Genomic DNA, 14644 nt, shown 5'->3' with positions numbered 1-14644 from the left:
CGCTTCGAGCTAAAAGCAGCGATGACAGCAGTAGCGTCAACCGAACCCGCCAATGGCACACCCTCGGCAGCCCTCGCCCGATAGATGTAGCCCGGAAAGTACAGCACGGAAGTACCGCAACAGAGGCTTACGACTGCTGGCACCGGCGACCGGCCGCACACCCGTCTACCTGCGGTGATGGTGGCGATCTTCAGGCGGCCGGTTTCTTGTAAACAGAAGGTTAGGGGTTCAAGTCCCCTCGCCGGCTCCCAGCTCAAAGCCCCCTTCCGGGCCTAGGAAGGGGGCTTTTGCTAACGGGTTTGCTAACAGCCGACTACGCCGCGCCGTCGATCCTGTCGGCGAAGATCGTGGCCGCTTCGGCAAGCTGCTCGCTGACGACGTGCGCGTAGACCCGCAGCGTGATCGCCGGGTCAGCGTGCCCGAGCCGAGCGGCGACCACGTGGACGGGAACGCCCGCCAGGAGCAGAGTCGTCGCGTGGACGTGGCGGAGGTCGTGCAGTCTTGCGTGGGGGAGAGGCGTCACGCCGTCCGCCGCGTTGTGCTCTCTAATCAGCGTTGCCATGAGGGACGAGACCGTGTCCGGGTGGACCGGCTCACCCCATCCCGTGGCGAACACGTGGCCGTCCTCGGTGCCCTTCCAGAACTCGCCCGCCTTGAGCTTGTCGGCGAGCTGGCGCTTCCGGTGGGCCTTGAGGACGTCGACCGTGCCGGGGTCGAGGCTCACGACACGGGACCGGCCACTCTTGGTCGTCCCCTCGATGCGCTCGCCGGCGACAAACCCCACCGACCCCTTGATGTGGATCGAGGCCCCGTCGAGGTCGACGTCCGGCCACCGCAGGTTGAGCAGCTCACTGCGGCGAGCACCGGTGTATGCGGCCAGGTGGAAGAAGGCCGAGAGCCGATGGCCCTCAGTGGAGACGAGGAAGGCCCGGAGCTGTGCAGGGGTCCAGACCTTCCCCGGCTCACCGTGATGCAGCCGAGGCCGCTTCGCGCGTTCCGTGGGGTTGGACGCGATCAGCTCATCAACCCGGACGGCGTCGCCGAACGCCTTCCGGAGCACCGAGTGCACGTGCGCGACCGTCCGAGGCGAGAGCCCCGCACCCTTTCGGCCTCCCACGGTGACGAGGTCGCGGTAGAGCTTGGTGATCTGGCCGGGCCGGACGGCTTGGAGCCGCAGGCCGCCGATGTTGGGTCGGACGTGCCGGTCGATCAGATAGCGGTAGTTGGCCAGGGTCTTGGGCTTGATCTCGACCGCGTGAGCGTCGAGCCACTCGTCCAGGTAGTCGCTCACAGTGATGGCGTTGCGGTCGATGTACTCGCCCCGCCGTGCCCGCACGCGTGCTTCGTCGCGGGCTTCTTTGGCGGCGTCTTCGGTCGGGAAGCCACCGACCCACTTGGGTTTTGAGACGCCGGTTTCGGGGTCCGTGACGCGGATGACATAGGACCAGGTCTTGCCCCGCTTCATCACGCCGTCACGAAGCTTGGACTTGCCGGGTCGGCGTGGCTCTTCGGGGTTGGCGAGGGCGGTCTTTGCCATCAGGCTGCCTCTTCCATCAGGGCGTTGACGAAGTCGTTGAGGGCGTTGAGCGGGATGCGGCGCGCTCCGTCGATGCGGACGGAGCGGATGGCCCCGGAGGCGAGGAGTTCGTAGAGCTTGCTGCGGGAGATGGACAGAGCTTGGGCCGCTTCGGGGACGGTCAGCAGGAGCTTGGGCACGCGAAACTCCGTTCATCGGTGGTGAGGGCCGGCATGGGCTTGCCGGTGAGTGCGGCGGTGAGGAGTGCTTCGCCGGGTGTCATGCCTTGGCCGAGGTAGCGCCAGTGGGCGACGACCAGGACTTGGTCGTCGTCGAAGGGGAGGCGTCCGGTGGTGATGTCGTCGTGTTGGTGCTGGTTGTGGTCGATGCGGGCGGCGCGGAGTGCGCCGAGGGTGGTGGAGTAGCGGCGGGATTTGGTGGAGAAGTGGCCGCGGAAGCCGAGCATGTGGGCCCATTCGGCCAGCCGCAGCCTCGCGAACTCCTCCAGCGCGCCCAGTCGGAGGCATTCGGCGATGAGTCGCCGGGCGTGGCCGCTCACAGGTAGGTCGGTCAGTTCGTCTGTGGGGCGTATGCGGCGGTCGAGGGTGCCGACGCATTCGGCGGCTTTGGTGGCGTACTTGGCGATGTAGCCCGCTACCGCTGTATCGGTGAGGTCCCCTGTGGTGGTGATCGGTCGGACGTCGACCTGTGAGCCCCACACGTGCTCTTGGGCCGGGACGTCACCGGCCGCTGGACTCGACACCGTCACGGCCCCGGCCGCGTGGTCGACGGCCGCCTTGAGGAGGCCGAGGGTGGCCCAGGCGGGCGGTTGCGTGTCGGGGCCGCCGGGTCCGTCGAGGCGGATGACGGCGTGGAAGTGGACCAGGCCGCGCCGTTGGTATTCGGCGACTTTGGCGAAGGAGACGGTGAGCACGTCCCGTAGGTCGGCCACGCGCAGGCCCGCCGAGCGGGCGACGTAGCGCCGGAAGGCCAGGGCGAACCGGCGCCACAGCTCAGGGGCGTGCGCGTTCCAGAGCACCGCGCTGGCGTAGTCGAAGCAGTCGGGGCAGATGGGTTGCCCGAGCCGCGGATCCCCCTCGGAGTGGCGGACGGTGCAGGAGACGGGCCGCCCGTGCGGACACGTCCCGCCATCGCGCCGAGGACGGCAGGCCACCACGCCGCCGGCCTTACCGGTGCGGCGGGAGTGAACCGGCCCGAACGAGGGCGCGGTCAGGGTGACGAACGCCGCCGGATGCTGTGTGACGGTGTCCGGTACGCCCTTGCCGCCGACCAGGCCCGCCCGGACGAGCTGATAGGTATCCGCGCGGTAGGTCTCAGCACACGCCGGGCACCGCGACGCGCGCCGGGTTTTGCACGCCACCCGCAGTGTCCCGCCCGGCTCTTGGGCGGTGGAGTAGTGCCGGAGGATCTCACCGGTCTGCGGGTCGAGGTGGGTGACGCGGCCGCGGAGGTGGACGGGTTGGGCGCAGCCGCCGGTGGAGTGTGCGCGGCGTGCCCAGGCGCGGAAGTCGGCGCGGTTGTACCGGTTGGCCATGTCACGCGCGGCCACACCGTTAATGAGCGGAGCGGGGGCGGGATCGGGCACGATGAAGGGGTCTCCTGCCTGTCTGTGGGATGGGCGGGTGATGGGCCCGGCGTGGCCGCACTTGCTTGCCGGCGACGGCGGCCACGCCGGGGAACTACAAGGCCGAGGTGAGCCGGGCGAGCCCGTCGGCCACGAGCGCCAGGCCGTGAGCGATGGCGCGGACGGTCGCGGCGGCACGCTCGGGATGCCGGACCGCGAACAGGCCCAGGACCAGCCAGAAGCAGCCGAAGGCGCAGCGGCGCAGGAACATCAGGTGCCCCTTCTGTCAGGTGTGGCCGTGGCCGTTGCAGTCAGGACAGGTCGACCCGTCGGAGGCGATCCCGCCCCCGCCGCACGTCCCGCACACCCAGCCCACGACCAACCGGGCGAGCGGGACGAGCGCGCGGGAGGGCGCCGGGTCCTGGTCGGCGGTCATCAGGCCGCCCGTCCCTCGTCGACCTGGTCGGGGTCGAGGCGGATGTTGTGGCGGTAGCTGGTGTAGGCGTCGTATTCGTCGTGGCGGCGCTGGGGGACGTGGACGATGCCGTAGGTGATGCGGCCGAAGGTCTTCTCAGCGCTGTAATGGCCGCCCTCGGCGCGGTTGTCGATGACTTCGGCCCCGAGCAGCGCGGCGACCTGGTCGACCATGGCGACCGCCGCGGCCTCGTCCTCAGCGCGGGCGTAGACGTTGTACTCCCTGCCGTACTCATTGACCGGGACGGCGGGGTTGGCCTCCAGGAAGTCGGCCAGGGCGCGAAGGCCGGTGATGGTCTGGTGGCGGGCGAACAGATCACCGGGCACGAGCAGGGACGCGTGACCGGTCGGGTTGGTGTGGGCGGTCATTGCAGGTTCCTCCAGTGCTCAAGAAACGGACGCGGTTGCGTGGGGCTGTTCGGTGCGGAGTTGGCGGAGCAGGTCTGAGGCGAGTTGGTTGGAGACGCCGAGCCGTGCGCGTAGCGCGTCACGGGTGATCGGCCGCCCGTGCCGGCTTTCGTGCTCGGAGGCGACACGGCGCGCGAAGTCGACAAGCGGGCCAGCCGTCCCAGTCGGCGAGGACGAGGCGGACGGCGGAGCGGACGGCGCCGCGGAGGACTGGTCGGCGGGGACGGGGATAGAGGTCTGCCCGTCCTGCTCGTCGCGGGCACCGTCGCGGGGTTCGTCCTGGGCAGCGGGGACGGCAGCAGCGGCGACGGTGGGGCGTTCGTCCTCCCAGACCACCCACGAGGACGATGCCGAGGGCGAGCCGGACGAGGCCGGGGCAGGGTCGGGACGGCCGAAGGACTCCGGGACGGGCGAGGTGTGCGCCGCCGCCGGGGTGCCGGCCTTTCGGCGCTCCAGCATCGACACCGCGACCAGGAACGCGCCCGCCGGAGTCCCGGCAGTGATCCAGCCCCAGACCGACGGGTCGGCCTGCGCCAGGTTGGCAGCCAGCGACAGCAGGATTCCGCCGACCAGGACCACGGTCGGCCACGACAGCCGCCCCGTCTCCCGCCCAGTGCTCTTGTCCCGCTGGCGTTCCGCGGCCGCCATGACGCATGTCAGGTCGATGCAGACCGCAATGGCCCAGGCCATCCACCCCTGCTGACCGTGTTCGGTGGCGGTGTCGCGGATGTGGGTGAACGACCCGGCCGCCGCGATCCCGGCCAGGACGACGACCGGCGCGGAATCGGCTACCGCCCCGGCGAGCCGCCGCATCACGCCGCCCGCCGGTGGAGGACGAGGGCGAGCAGCGCGACCAGTTCGGCATCACAGATGTGCGCGTCGGCCCAGGCGTCGACCTCGCCGGACCGGGGCGAGGCAAACGACTCGGTGCAGGATCCACAGACCGCGACGTCCAGGTTCCGCAGCTCGTCCCACTCAACGCGCACCGGCCGGCGGCCCGACGAGGACGAGACGGCGGACGGCCGGGACGATGCCAGGGCCGAGGCGGCCAGGACGGGGACGGGCCGAGGACGAACGGCGAGGACGCGGGTAGCCACGAGAGCCTCCAGGACCGGATTCGGACATGGGTCGGGTAGGGACGTGGCGTGATCAGGGCTCACGCCGAGCCGGGAAAGGTGGGGGTGTCTATGCGGCGGGGCGGACGACCGGGGCGGAGCCGACGAGGGTCTCCCAGGCCGGGGTCAGGTGCGCGTAGTCCCGCGCTGCCTGTTCGGCCTCGTGTTCGGGGACGTAGACCGAGCGGGCACGGTGCCACGAGCCGTCTTGCCCGGCGACGATGCACACGCCCGGAGTCTCAGCCGCGATGACGCGGGCGGCGTCCAGCGCGGCCGGGTCGAGGTCACCAAGCGCCATGTTCGCCGTCTCCGGGTCGTTGACCCGGTGGCACACCCGCCCCGACAACTGGGCGCGTAGCGCGGTGACGCCAGGTCCCAGGTCGGAGCCGACGCGTTGCCCGCACACAACCAGGTAGACCGCGAACGCCCGCCCGAGCTGGGCCACCCGCAGCAGCGCGGTAGCCGTCCGCGACACCTCGTCCTTCTCGGACTTGTCGGCCATGAGGAACAGTTCAGCGACCTCGTCCACCAGGACCACGATGGGCATCGGCCGCAGATCCTCAGGCAGCGTCCACACATTGCGCGCACCGTGCGCCCGGCAGGTGGCCATGCGGTTCTCGACCTCGCCCACCAGATCGGCCAGCAGATCGACCGACTCTTTGCGGGTCGTGGCCAGCGCCGACAGACGCGGGGCGTAGGGCGTGAACTCGACGCCGCCTTTGAGGTCGAAGCCCGCCAGGGCGACCGGTTGCGGAGCTAATCCCTTGAGCAGAGCGTTGGCCAGGTTCGACTTCCCCGACTGTGTCGCGCCGACGTTGAGCCAGTGCGGGATCGTGCGGAAGTCGATTACCCAGTCACGGCCGTTCTCCAGCTTCCCCGGACGCACCGTTAGCAGATCACCGGTCTCCGGTTCGGTGACCACTTCGATCAGCGGGTCACGCATCGTCGCCCACAGCGTCACCGAGCCTGGCCGGACATCGACCACCCGGACGGAGTGGACGCGCCAGGCGTGCGCGATCCCCTCGGCCGCCTTCTCGTAGTCGGCGGGGACCTGCCCGTCGTGCAGGCGCAGCCGCATCCGCCACCCCAGCCGGGTCGGCCGCAGCAGCCCGAGGCGGGGCGAGCGCTCGACGTCGACCCGCCGCACCCGCCGCTTGTGCTCGACCACCGTCGCAGCCGAGCGCGAGGCAGGCCCGACCACGGGGAGAGCGTCCAGGGTGAGCCGGAACCGTCGCCGGTTGCGGGTCAGCTTGCAGCCCGAGGCGACGTGATGCCACGTCAGGTACACCAGCACCGCTCGGGCCGGGAAGCCGACGCCGTACCAGAACGACACCGGATGGAACCGGCGCCAGGCCCAGAGCCCGGCCGCCGCAGCGGCCAGGACCCCGAGCACCAGGACGAAGTCAGTCATGACGGCCGCCGGTTCAGGCCACGCCCGCCGGAGCGGACGCATCCGACGAGGAACCCGACGCCGGAGCGGCGGAGACGGGGACGATGCGGTCGGCGCGGTAGGCCACACCCCACCGCTTCTCACCCCCGAGAACCGCCTCCCAGGGGAAGGCGACCAGCCCGACCGGCGTGACGACCTCCCCGAGGGTGATCGACTGGTCGCCGGTTACCGCCACCTGGAGCAGGTCCACCCGCCCCATCGCGTCAGCAGCCGACAGACCGACCGTGAACACCGTCTGACCGTTGCGGTCCGTCTTCACCTCCCCTGTGTCCTGGTTGACGAGCTTCGGACGCGGCGGCGACACGCAGACGACCGTCAGCGCCGACACGTCGACCGGGATGTTGCGCACGAAGACCTCCACTGTCGATCCCCCTAGACAGTTCGAGTCGCCTGTTCGGAAGGTGGTTGTCTAGGGGGGTGCACAGTGAAGGTATGCGATGAGGAGGGAGACTGTCTAGGGGGGTCTACAGAAGTCTCTGAACTAGTTTCCGGAGACCCACAAGACCGCAGTGGCATCGTCGGACGCCTTGCCGCGTGGCCACCGTGTTCCGTGCGGATCGGACGCCTCTGCTTCCCGCGTCCGGGTGATCAGTTCGGCCGGTCCGTCCTTGCGGAGCACCGCGAGCAGCTCAGGCCAGCTCATCAGGTCGAAGGTGTCGACCAGCCGGCTAGCGCCGTCGCTCAGGAGCGCCACCGCGCCGAGCTCGCCGAGCTGTATCGCCCCGGTGAGAGCCTGTCCGGCCGCTTCCGGTTTCGTGCTCGCCACCCAGAAGCCGCCTGGCTGGTTGCGGTAGGACGCGAGCCGCTCGACTCGACTCCGGAGCCGCTCGGCATGCTCGCCGCTGCCCACCGCGGGCAGTTCGCCCGGCTCGCTCAGACGAGTGATCACCTCTGCGAGCCGATCGTCAGTGATGACCGCCGGCTCCTGGTCGACCGGGTCGAGGACGACCACTGCGTCCGAGAGCACCAGGTAATCGAGGCGTTCCCCGCTCGCCCTCGCAAGCGCGACCGTGGCCGAGGGGGACCCAGGATGCCCGAGATCACATGTCCCGGCATGCAGCGCGTTGACACGCTCGATGGCGACGGCGAGCGCCTCGTCCAGGCTGACGCCGACGTCCGTAGCGGTAGCTAGAAGCAGTCCGCCCAGGTTTCGCGCGTACCAGGCAACCGAGTGCACGCATCCAGAGCCCACGCCCGCCGGCGTCCCCGCCCCGTCCACGACGACGAACAACCCCGGCGCAGTCGCCGCGAAGTCTTCGTTGTCTCGGTCCGGATATCCCGCCTCGCTGGCGATCTGTACGCGCATCCGTCCCTCGTCAGCTAGCCGCCTCGTCGTGCCGGTAGATCGGGGTCAGCAACTCCGTCCGCACCGGCTCATGGGTGTCCGCGGTGTACTCGGTGCCGACCACGACCGAGAACCGTTCGTTGCCGACCTGCCCCCACAGGCTCCCGATATCCGTGGTCAGCAAATGGACCACACCGAGCGACCCCTCAGGGTGAATACCGGCGACAGCCAGGAAGCTTCCCTTGCCGTCCGGCCGAGGCAGCCGCCCCAGGTACCCCACGTCGTAGTTCCGGGCCGGACGCTCCTCCTGCCCCGACCGATAGCCGTTGCCAGTCCGGGTGTCCCGCAGCAGCCAACCGACCTCGTCCCGCTCCCACGCAAGAACGGGATCCTTGCCGTACGCCTCCTGCATCGCGGGCGACATCCGAGGCCCGCAGATCACCAGCATCCCAGCGCGGTTGAGGTCGATACCGCCATCAAGCCCGACGTGATCAGACTTCACGGTCAGGTCGAACGTCCGCGCCAGGTCCTCCAACGCCTGCCCGGTCTTCAGGTCGTCCAGGGCGACATACGTCCGATCACTCGCAGGGTCGGGCCGCAGGGGAGTCACCACGATCACCTCACCCGCCCCCAGGAACGCGCCCTCAGGCGCCGGCCCCGTGTGCCGGATCTGATGGATACGCCCGCGGCTCAGCCCCGCCGCTTGTGCGATCTGCGCGTACGACATCCCCTGCGCGTGCAAGTCCTGGATCAGACGCCGCCTCAGCCGCGCCAACTCCGTGACCTCCTGCTGAGCCTCCGCCAGACGCTCAGTCGCAGCGCGCAGCAGCTCATACGGGTCGTCTATCTGCGCGATGCGCTCCAACTCACCTGGCATGACACCCCCTCCGGAGTCCACCAGTGAGTCTAGGACCCTAGACAAGGTGCCGGATAGCTCATGGCCAGTCGAGGAGCTCACAGTGCGCAAACGCCGCCGACGGCGCGGTATCGGCGGACCGCTCACACCGCCGCGCCGACGACGTCCGCCCAGACACGCCGCCCGACGCGTACCGCCTCCGTCCCCCAGGCTTTGGAGACCGCGTCGACGATCAGCAGGCCCCGCCCGGAAACGGCATCAGTGCTCGCAGGCCCACCGCGGAGGACCGGGGGAGTCTGCGCCCCGAGATCGACCACCGCCACCCGGACGTGCTCCGGATGCGCCTCCAGCTCCAGGATGAAGTGCCCCCCATCCTCACCGCTCGCCGTGTGCTGCACGGCGTTCGTGCAAAGCTCGCTGACCACGAGCTCCACTGTCGTAACTAGATCGTCCGGCACCCGCTCGACGACGAGTGCCCGAGAGAAGGCCCTTGCGTCGCTTATCGATCCGAGTCGGCCCTCGAACAGACGAGACCAGCGCGTCACGTCGATCACCACCCGCGCGTCTAGGGGGCTACACACCCCGAGGAAGACGCAGCGTATGCCAGATCTGGAGATCTATTCAATACGTTCAGTGAATAGAGCCTAGGGCGTTCCGAAGCTCAGCGGCCGCCCTCTCCACCAGGACTCGCGCCTCGTCACCGAACACCGCGGCCCGCTCGAACTCCTCGAAGACTCCCGCGTACACCGCCACCTCCTCGGCGTCAGCCAAGGTCAGCTCACGCGTGAACGTCTCCACCGTGACGGCCGCCTGGTCGTACATCGCGAACCCATGCAGCGGCACCCGAGGCATCACACCCTCGGGAACCACACCCAACCGCACATGCGCCCACCTCGAAGCCTCAGCCAGGTAGGCGAGCTGTTCGACCATGCCCTCACCCGACCCCGGCCAAGTCCGCAAAGCAGCCTCAGCAACCACAACCACCAACCGCCGCGCCCCATCACGAGCCAGCGAAGCCCACACGTCAGCATCACCGCCGGCCCCCGCAACAGCAGCAAACTCCGCCGTCCACACCAGCCGAGGCAGCACCACCGCCCCGAACGCCCGGACGAGCTCAGCCTCACGAGCCCACTCGACGCCGGCCCCAGACCGGAACGACACCCCAGCATCAACCCGACGAGCGGCAGTCTCCTCGTACGCCGCCCGCACCAGGAGGGCGAGCCGCTCAGACTCTGTCGGCCCCAACTCCAACGCCCCGAACAACCGGGACACCACGTCCGGATCAGAGACCCGCCGCCCCGTCTCCACCCGAGACACCGTCGACTGAGGCACCCCAGCTCGCGAAGCCAGACCAACCCCGGACAACCCAGCAGCCACCCGAAGCCGCCGCAACTCCTGCCCGATCTCCCGCAGCCGCTCAGCACCCATAACCGAGCGTTCTACCACCCGAACCCGGACCCCACAGCCACACGAGCGCTCAGACCGCAAACCCGCAGGTCAGCAGCATGCATGCCGTACCGGATGAGAACTTTCTCTACGTCTTCAAGGGCGCCCGCTACGCGGCCGCCGGCGGCCGGGCCGGGCGTGCGGCCTCTCCGGGCCGACCCGCCCCGGCCACCCGACTTCGTTGGGTCGGTGAGAAATGATCTCGCCGACTTCGGCCAAGGCATCTGACATACCTTTTGTAGGGTCGACCTAGAGTATTAGCCTAGCTTTCACTTCAAGGAGGTAAGGGCCCAGATGTTGAACGAAGCGTTGGCTGGGTTGGCGGCATCGGCAGGGACCGGGCTGGTGTCGGCGATGGTCACAGATGGGTGGCAGCAAGCACGCACAAGAGTGGCGCGCTTGCTAGCCAGGGGGGATGCTGCTGAAGAAGAGCGTCACGAAGCCCGGCTCGAACTGGCCCGCCGGGAGGTGATGGAGGCTTCGGGAAAGCAGGCCGAGGAGGTGCGTCGCCTTCAGGAGTGGGCGTGGAGGACCCGGTTTGCTGATCTGTTGGAGGACGAGCCTGAGGCTCAAGCGCCACTGCGAGACCTAGTGGCGTTCCTGGCCGAGCAGGCTGGCCCGGCCGCAGGGATCGTACAGGTCAATGCTCAGGCTACCGACCATGCTCAGCAAGCCGTGCAAGGCCAGGGCATTCAGAATAACACTTTCACCCTTCCCGATGGGGGTGTGTGATTTTGTCGATGGCATCCAGGACAGACGATTATTTGAGTCAACAGAGGCCGCTGCAAACTCCCTCTCCTGCAGGACTCAGAGCATGAACGAAAAAATGCCGAGGCAGCAAGTCTCCAATCCTCCCCTAGGAGAGGCCTTTAGCCAGGAGATAATTACTTCTGGTCAGGGAATTTCGGCGAGTCTCGGCGCAGGAGACCAATATAATCATTTTTATGGCGTAACAGAAATTTCCGCTGCGCCAGTCTCAATTGCGCCGCCCCTCGGGCAGCGCGACCCTCGGTTCCCCCTTCGCGGACGCGACGAGTTGGTTGATTCTCTACTTAAGGCAGTTTTGAACAAAGATCCCAATCCGCGGGTTCACATCTTGAATGGATTGGGCGGTTCCGGAAAAACCAGTGTCGCATTGGAGGTGGCTGCAGTCGCCCTAAACCACGACGTAGAAACCTGGTGGGTGCCTGCAGCAACAAGAGATCGATTTATTGAGGGCATGTATGCGCTGTGTCGGCGCATGGGAATCTCCTCGGACGACATAAAACATGGAGATGGACCCGATTTTTTGTGGGAGCGCCTAAATGAACTAAGACGCCCTTGGCTGCTAATTATCGATAATGTAGACGATCCTGAGATAATGGAGGTGGCCGGGCAAAACCTAATCTCGGGAACAGGTTGGTTGCGCCCTATACTCTCTCCCTTTGGAACCGCCGTCGTCACTAGCCGAGATTCTTCAAGAGCCGGGTGGGGCTCATGGTGCATATTCCATGAGGTTAGAGTTCTTTCGTCAGGCGAGGCGGCGAAAGTGCTTACAGATTACGTTGGCAACAAGGCTGGCTCACACCAACAAGCAACCGAATTGGCGCAGCAGCTTGGCGGCTTGCCATTGGCGCTACGCCTGGCGGGAGCCTATCTGGCGGATGCCACGAACATTCCTCCAGAATTTACAGACGAAGATGCGGTTTTGACTTTTGCGCAATATCAGGCTGCGGTCGAGCAGGGACGCTTTGACGAAGTATTCCCTTCGTCAAACGATGAAGGCTCATTCGCACACGAAGAAGCTCGCAGACTGGTTACCCAGACTTGGGAAATGTCCCTTGACCTGCTGCATCGCCGAGGAATCAAGAAAGCAAGGCAAGTGCTCCGCCTCCTCTCCTCTTTTGCGGATGCCCCTATTCCATATAGGGCATTGTTGCACGCTCAAAGGCTGTCAGAATCGACAATATTCTCGAATGTCTCAGGACGAGAGATCTGGGAAGCCCTGCAAGCGCTTAATGCTCTTGGCCTGATTGACTCGGATGAATCGTGGACCAGCGAAACTAAAAATGCCGTTGGGACTCTCCGCGTACACCCTCTAGTGCGTGGAATCAGTCGTCATCAGAATAGCAAGAGTAACTATCCATTCGAGTACTTCGAATTGGCTGTAACCCTTGCTCATCGCACTGCGGCGGGCCTGGAGAGGCAGTCGCGCGACCCGCAAAGTTGGCAACTATGGAGTGCTCTTTTCCCTCACGTCTCGTTCCTTCTGAGATCTTCTGAAAGCCTGGCCTTCGATGCTGCTTACGAAAATTCAGACATCCTACAATTGGCTGCCGACTCGGCTGACGCGAGCCTTCAATATCTACAATCGCGTGGCTACTACGAGCAAGCAGAACTTGAATGTCAAGCAATAGTAAGAGTTCAAACTAGAATTCTTACAGAAGAACACGTTAACACATTGCATGCGAGGCATAGACTGGGACACGTCTACGACTATCGAGGAAAATTCGAGGAGGCGGAAACCGAGCATCGTGAGGTATTGGATCTGCAGCGAAGGGCGCTAGGTGAAGAGCATCCCGACACATTAACTACCTGGCATTGCCTGGCTGGTTTGCTCGCAAGGCGCGGGCAGTTGGAGACTGCTGAGGTCGAATACCGTGCGGTTCTCAATAAGCGTCGCCAAATCCTGGGAGAAGAGCACCTAAGTACGTTGTCCACAAGGCATCGACTGGGACACGTGCTCGCCGATCGTGGAAAATTGGAGGAGGCGGAAACTGAGCATCGTGAGGTATTGAGTCTGCAGCGAAGGGCGCTAGGTGAAGGGCACCCCAACACCTTGGAAACTTGGCATTGTCTGGCTGGTTTGCTCGTAAGGCGGGGGCGGTTGGAGACTGCTGAAGTCGAATACCATGCGGTTCTCAATAAGCGTCGCCAGATCTTGGGTGAGGAACACCCCGGAACATTGACCACTTGGCGTCAGCTGGCTGGGTTGCTTTCCGAGCGTGGGCAGTTGGAGGCTGCTGAAAGCGAATATCGCGCGGTACTAGGAATTGAGGGGCGGGTCCTTGGTGAAGAACACCCCAGCACATTGGGCACGCGCTACCGTTTGGCTGGGTTGCTTTCCGAGCGTGGGCAGTTGGAGGCTGCTGAAAGCGAATATCGCGCGGTAGTAGAAATTGAGGGGCGGGTCCTCGGTGAAGAACACCCCAGCACATTGGATAGCAGGCACAGACTGGGGCATGTTCTCGAAAAGCGGGGGAAGTTCGAGGAGGCGGAGAAGGAGCATCGCGAGGTGTTGGGCCTGCAGCAACGAGCATTGGGTGAAGAGCATCCCACCACATTGAATACTTGGCAGTGTCTGGCTGGCCTGCTTTCCATGCGTGGGCAGTTGGAGGCTGCTGAGGCCGAGTATCGCGCGGTACTGGGCGTCGAAATTCGGGTCCTCGGCGAGGAACACCCCGACACATTGAATACCAGACATGGGTTGGGCCACGTGCTCGATAGCCGAGGGAAGTTGGAGGAGGCGGAGAAGGAGCATCGCGAGGTGTTGGGCCTGCAGCGACGAGCATTGGGTGAAGAGCATCCCACTACATTAAATACCTGGCACTGTCTAGCTGGGTTGCTTGCCAAGCGTGAACAGTCGAGGGCCGCTAAGGACGAATACAGTGCCGTACTGGAGGTCGAGAGTCGGGTCCTTGGTGAGGAGCATCCCAGCACATTGGGGACGCGTTATCGCTTGGCTGGGTTGCTTTCCGAGCGTGGGGAGTTGGGGGCCGCCGAGGCCGAATACCGTGCGGTATTCGAAGCCGAGAGTCGGGTCCTCGGTGAGGAGCATCCCAACACATTGACCACACGTTATCGCTTGGCTGGGTTGCTTTCCGAGCGTGGGGAGTTGGGGGCCGCCGAGGCCGAATACCGTGCGGTATTCGAAGCCGAGAGTCGGGTCCTCGGTGAGGAGCATCCCAACACATTGGCCACTCGTTATCGCTTGGCTGGGTTGCTTTTCAAGGGTGGGAAGTTGGAGGCTGCAGAGGCCGAATACCGTGCAGTACTTGGTGCCCGCCGCCGAATCCTGGGCGACGAACATCCCAGCACTCTTCGGGTGCAGAGAAGTTTGGAATCACTGCAAACCTCGATGGTCCGGCAGGTCAGGAATGCGCAGAGAGAGGAATAGTATTCCTCCACAGCAGCGTCCCACTCTCCCAAGGGTACGGGGGATGCGTGGCGTTCGGTGTCCGGCTATGGCTGGCTCCATGCGTGGGCCGGTTGCTCGGGGAGTTACACAGTGCTGCTACAGCACGGTGGGAAAAGTGCTGTACAGCTAGGAAGCACTACAAGAATCCCCACGACAGTTCACGCGAATCTCCGCAGAGACACATGGCCGGGATGCCTCTTCGCTTCTGTCGTCAAGTTGTCACCTTGAGATCGAAGCGTCTACTGGTCGAGCGTGAAGCGGGGGCCTCGCGGCCCCCAGCCCCCCGCGGGCCGGAGGGTACGCCCGCGCGAAACTGTCTGTCACACCGTCTC

General features: G+C 65.8%; 16 protein-coding genes. 2 read left to right on the top strand and 14 right to left on the bottom strand.

Translation table 11 applies throughout. The features are described 5' to 3' along the window. Nucleotides 1-313 precede the first annotated feature (313 nt). From ABWI04_RS03255 to ABWI04_RS03190, 14 genes are all read right to left on the bottom strand, one after another. Complete coding sequence (locus ABWI04_RS03255; protein ID WP_353831359.1) at nt 314-1537, bottom strand: site-specific integrase; 1224 nt, start codon at nt 1535-1537, stop codon at nt 314-316. After that, entirely contained in the window at nt 1537-1716 is a 180-nt protein-coding gene (locus ABWI04_RS03250) for a helix-turn-helix domain-containing protein (RefSeq protein ID WP_353831358.1), read from the bottom strand. Before ABWI04_RS03250 ends, ABWI04_RS03255 begins: the two co-directional genes overlap by 1 nt. Next, nucleotides 1698-3071: a replication initiator gene (locus ABWI04_RS03245; RefSeq protein ID WP_502913120.1), complete on the bottom strand. Its 1374-nt coding sequence runs from the start codon at nt 3069-3071 to the stop codon at nt 1698-1700. The genes ABWI04_RS03250 and ABWI04_RS03245 overlap by 19 nt, the downstream gene beginning before the upstream one ends. A gap of 145 nt (nt 3072-3216) precedes the next feature. Continuing rightward, on the bottom strand, nt 3217-3372 hold the full coding sequence (locus ABWI04_RS03240) for a hypothetical protein (protein ID WP_353831356.1): 156 nt from the start codon (nt 3370-3372) through the stop codon (nt 3217-3219). Nucleotides 3373-3387: 15 nt separating this feature from the next. Further along, nucleotides 3388-3537, bottom strand: coding sequence for a hypothetical protein (locus ABWI04_RS03235; protein ID WP_353831355.1), 150 nt, complete (start codon nt 3535-3537; stop codon nt 3388-3390). Then, on the bottom strand, nt 3537-3944 hold the full coding sequence (locus ABWI04_RS03230; protein WP_353831354.1) for a hypothetical protein: 408 nt from the start codon (nt 3942-3944) through the stop codon (nt 3537-3539). The genes ABWI04_RS03235 and ABWI04_RS03230 overlap by 1 nt, the downstream gene beginning before the upstream one ends. An 18-nt stretch (nt 3945-3962) precedes the next feature. Then, nucleotides 3963-4796: a DUF2637 domain-containing protein gene (locus ABWI04_RS03225; RefSeq protein WP_353831353.1), complete on the bottom strand. Its 834-nt coding sequence runs from the start codon at nt 4794-4796 to the stop codon at nt 3963-3965. Further along, nucleotides 4796-5080 carry a hypothetical protein gene (locus tag ABWI04_RS03220; RefSeq protein WP_353831352.1) on the bottom strand — a complete coding sequence of 95 codons (285 nt, stop codon included), beginning with the start codon at nt 5078-5080 and terminating at the stop codon, nt 4796-4798. Before ABWI04_RS03220 ends, ABWI04_RS03225 begins: the two co-directional genes overlap by 1 nt. A gap of 88 nt (nt 5081-5168) precedes the next feature. Then, complete coding sequence (locus ABWI04_RS03215; protein ID WP_353831351.1) at nt 5169-6509, bottom strand: FtsK/SpoIIIE domain-containing protein; 1341 nt, start codon at nt 6507-6509, stop codon at nt 5169-5171. A 13-nt stretch (nt 6510-6522) separates the two neighbouring features. Next, on the bottom strand, nt 6523-6909 hold the full coding sequence (locus ABWI04_RS03210; RefSeq protein WP_353831350.1) for an SCO3933 family regulatory protein: 387 nt from the start codon (nt 6907-6909) through the stop codon (nt 6523-6525). Between the two features lie 120 nt (nt 6910-7029). After that, a complete protein-coding gene (locus tag ABWI04_RS03205; RefSeq protein WP_353831349.1) occupies nt 7030-7854 on the bottom strand; it encodes a protein phosphatase 2C domain-containing protein in 825 nt (274 codons plus the stop codon). A gap of 10 nt (nt 7855-7864) precedes the next feature. Continuing rightward, entirely contained in the window at nt 7865-8710 is an 846-nt protein-coding gene (locus tag ABWI04_RS03200) for a sigma-70 RNA polymerase sigma factor region 4 domain-containing protein (protein WP_353831348.1), read from the bottom strand. Nucleotides 8711-8832: 122 nt separating this feature from the next. Next, nucleotides 8833-9243, bottom strand: coding sequence for an ATP-binding protein (locus ABWI04_RS03195; protein WP_353831347.1), 411 nt, complete (start codon nt 9241-9243; stop codon nt 8833-8835). A 76-nt stretch (nt 9244-9319) separates the two neighbouring features. Continuing rightward, nucleotides 9320-10117, bottom strand: coding sequence for a Scr1 family TA system antitoxin-like transcriptional regulator (locus tag ABWI04_RS03190; RefSeq protein ID WP_353831346.1), 798 nt, complete (start codon nt 10115-10117; stop codon nt 9320-9322). A 312-nt stretch (nt 10118-10429) separates the two neighbouring features. Between ABWI04_RS03190 and ABWI04_RS03185 the strand changes: the two genes are divergently transcribed. Together ABWI04_RS03185 and ABWI04_RS03180 are read left to right on the top strand one after the other, a co-directional pair. Next, nucleotides 10430-10867, top strand: coding sequence for a hypothetical protein (locus ABWI04_RS03185; protein WP_353831345.1), 438 nt, complete (start codon nt 10430-10432; stop codon nt 10865-10867). Nucleotides 10868-10949: 82 nt separating this feature from the next. Next, nucleotides 10950-14291, top strand: a complete 3342-nt coding sequence (locus ABWI04_RS03180) for a tetratricopeptide repeat protein (RefSeq protein ID WP_353831344.1) — start codon at nt 10950-10952, stop codon at nt 14289-14291. Nucleotides 14292-14644: the final 353 nt, after the last annotated feature.

This window comes from Actinomadura sp. NPDC000929 (assembly GCF_040492065.1).
GTDB lineage: Bacteria > Actinomycetota > Actinomycetes > Streptosporangiales > Streptosporangiaceae > Spirillospora > Spirillospora verrucosospora.
Note: the sequence above shows the minus strand (reverse complement) of the source record. Positions and strands in the feature narration are given on the sequence as shown.

Coding starts and splice junctions, on each gene's coding strand:
- ABWI04_RS03255 (WP_353831359.1), bottom strand. CDS start 1,537: ATGGCAAAGACCGCCCTCGCCAACCCCGAAGAGCCACGCCGACCCGGC.
- ABWI04_RS03245 (WP_502913120.1), bottom strand. CDS start 3,071: ATGGCCAACCGGTACAACCGCGCCGACTTCCGCGCCTGGGCACGCCGC.
- ABWI04_RS03240 (WP_353831356.1), bottom strand. CDS start 3,372: ATGTTCCTGCGCCGCTGCGCCTTCGGCTGCTTCTGGCTGGTCCTGGGC.
- ABWI04_RS03235 (WP_353831355.1), bottom strand. CDS start 3,537: ATGACCGCCGACCAGGACCCGGCGCCCTCCCGCGCGCTCGTCCCGCTC.
- ABWI04_RS03230 (WP_353831354.1), bottom strand. CDS start 3,944: ATGACCGCCCACACCAACCCGACCGGTCACGCGTCCCTGCTCGTGCCC.
- ABWI04_RS03225 (WP_353831353.1), bottom strand. CDS start 4,796: ATGCGGCGGCTCGCCGGGGCGGTAGCCGATTCCGCGCCGGTCGTCGTC.
- ABWI04_RS03215 (WP_353831351.1), bottom strand. CDS start 6,509: ATGACTGACTTCGTCCTGGTGCTCGGGGTCCTGGCCGCTGCGGCGGCC.
- ABWI04_RS03205 (WP_353831349.1), bottom strand. CDS start 7,854: ATGCGCGTACAGATCGCCAGCGAGGCGGGATATCCGGACCGAGACAAC.
- ABWI04_RS03200 (WP_353831348.1), bottom strand. CDS start 8,710: ATGCCAGGTGAGTTGGAGCGCATCGCGCAGATAGACGACCCGTATGAG.
- ABWI04_RS03190 (WP_353831346.1), bottom strand. CDS start 10,117: ATGGGTGCTGAGCGGCTGCGGGAGATCGGGCAGGAGTTGCGGCGGCTT.
- ABWI04_RS03185 (WP_353831345.1), top strand. CDS start 10,430: ATGTTGAACGAAGCGTTGGCTGGGTTGGCGGCATCGGCAGGGACCGGG.
- ABWI04_RS03180 (WP_353831344.1), top strand. CDS start 10,950: ATGAACGAAAAAATGCCGAGGCAGCAAGTCTCCAATCCTCCCCTAGGA.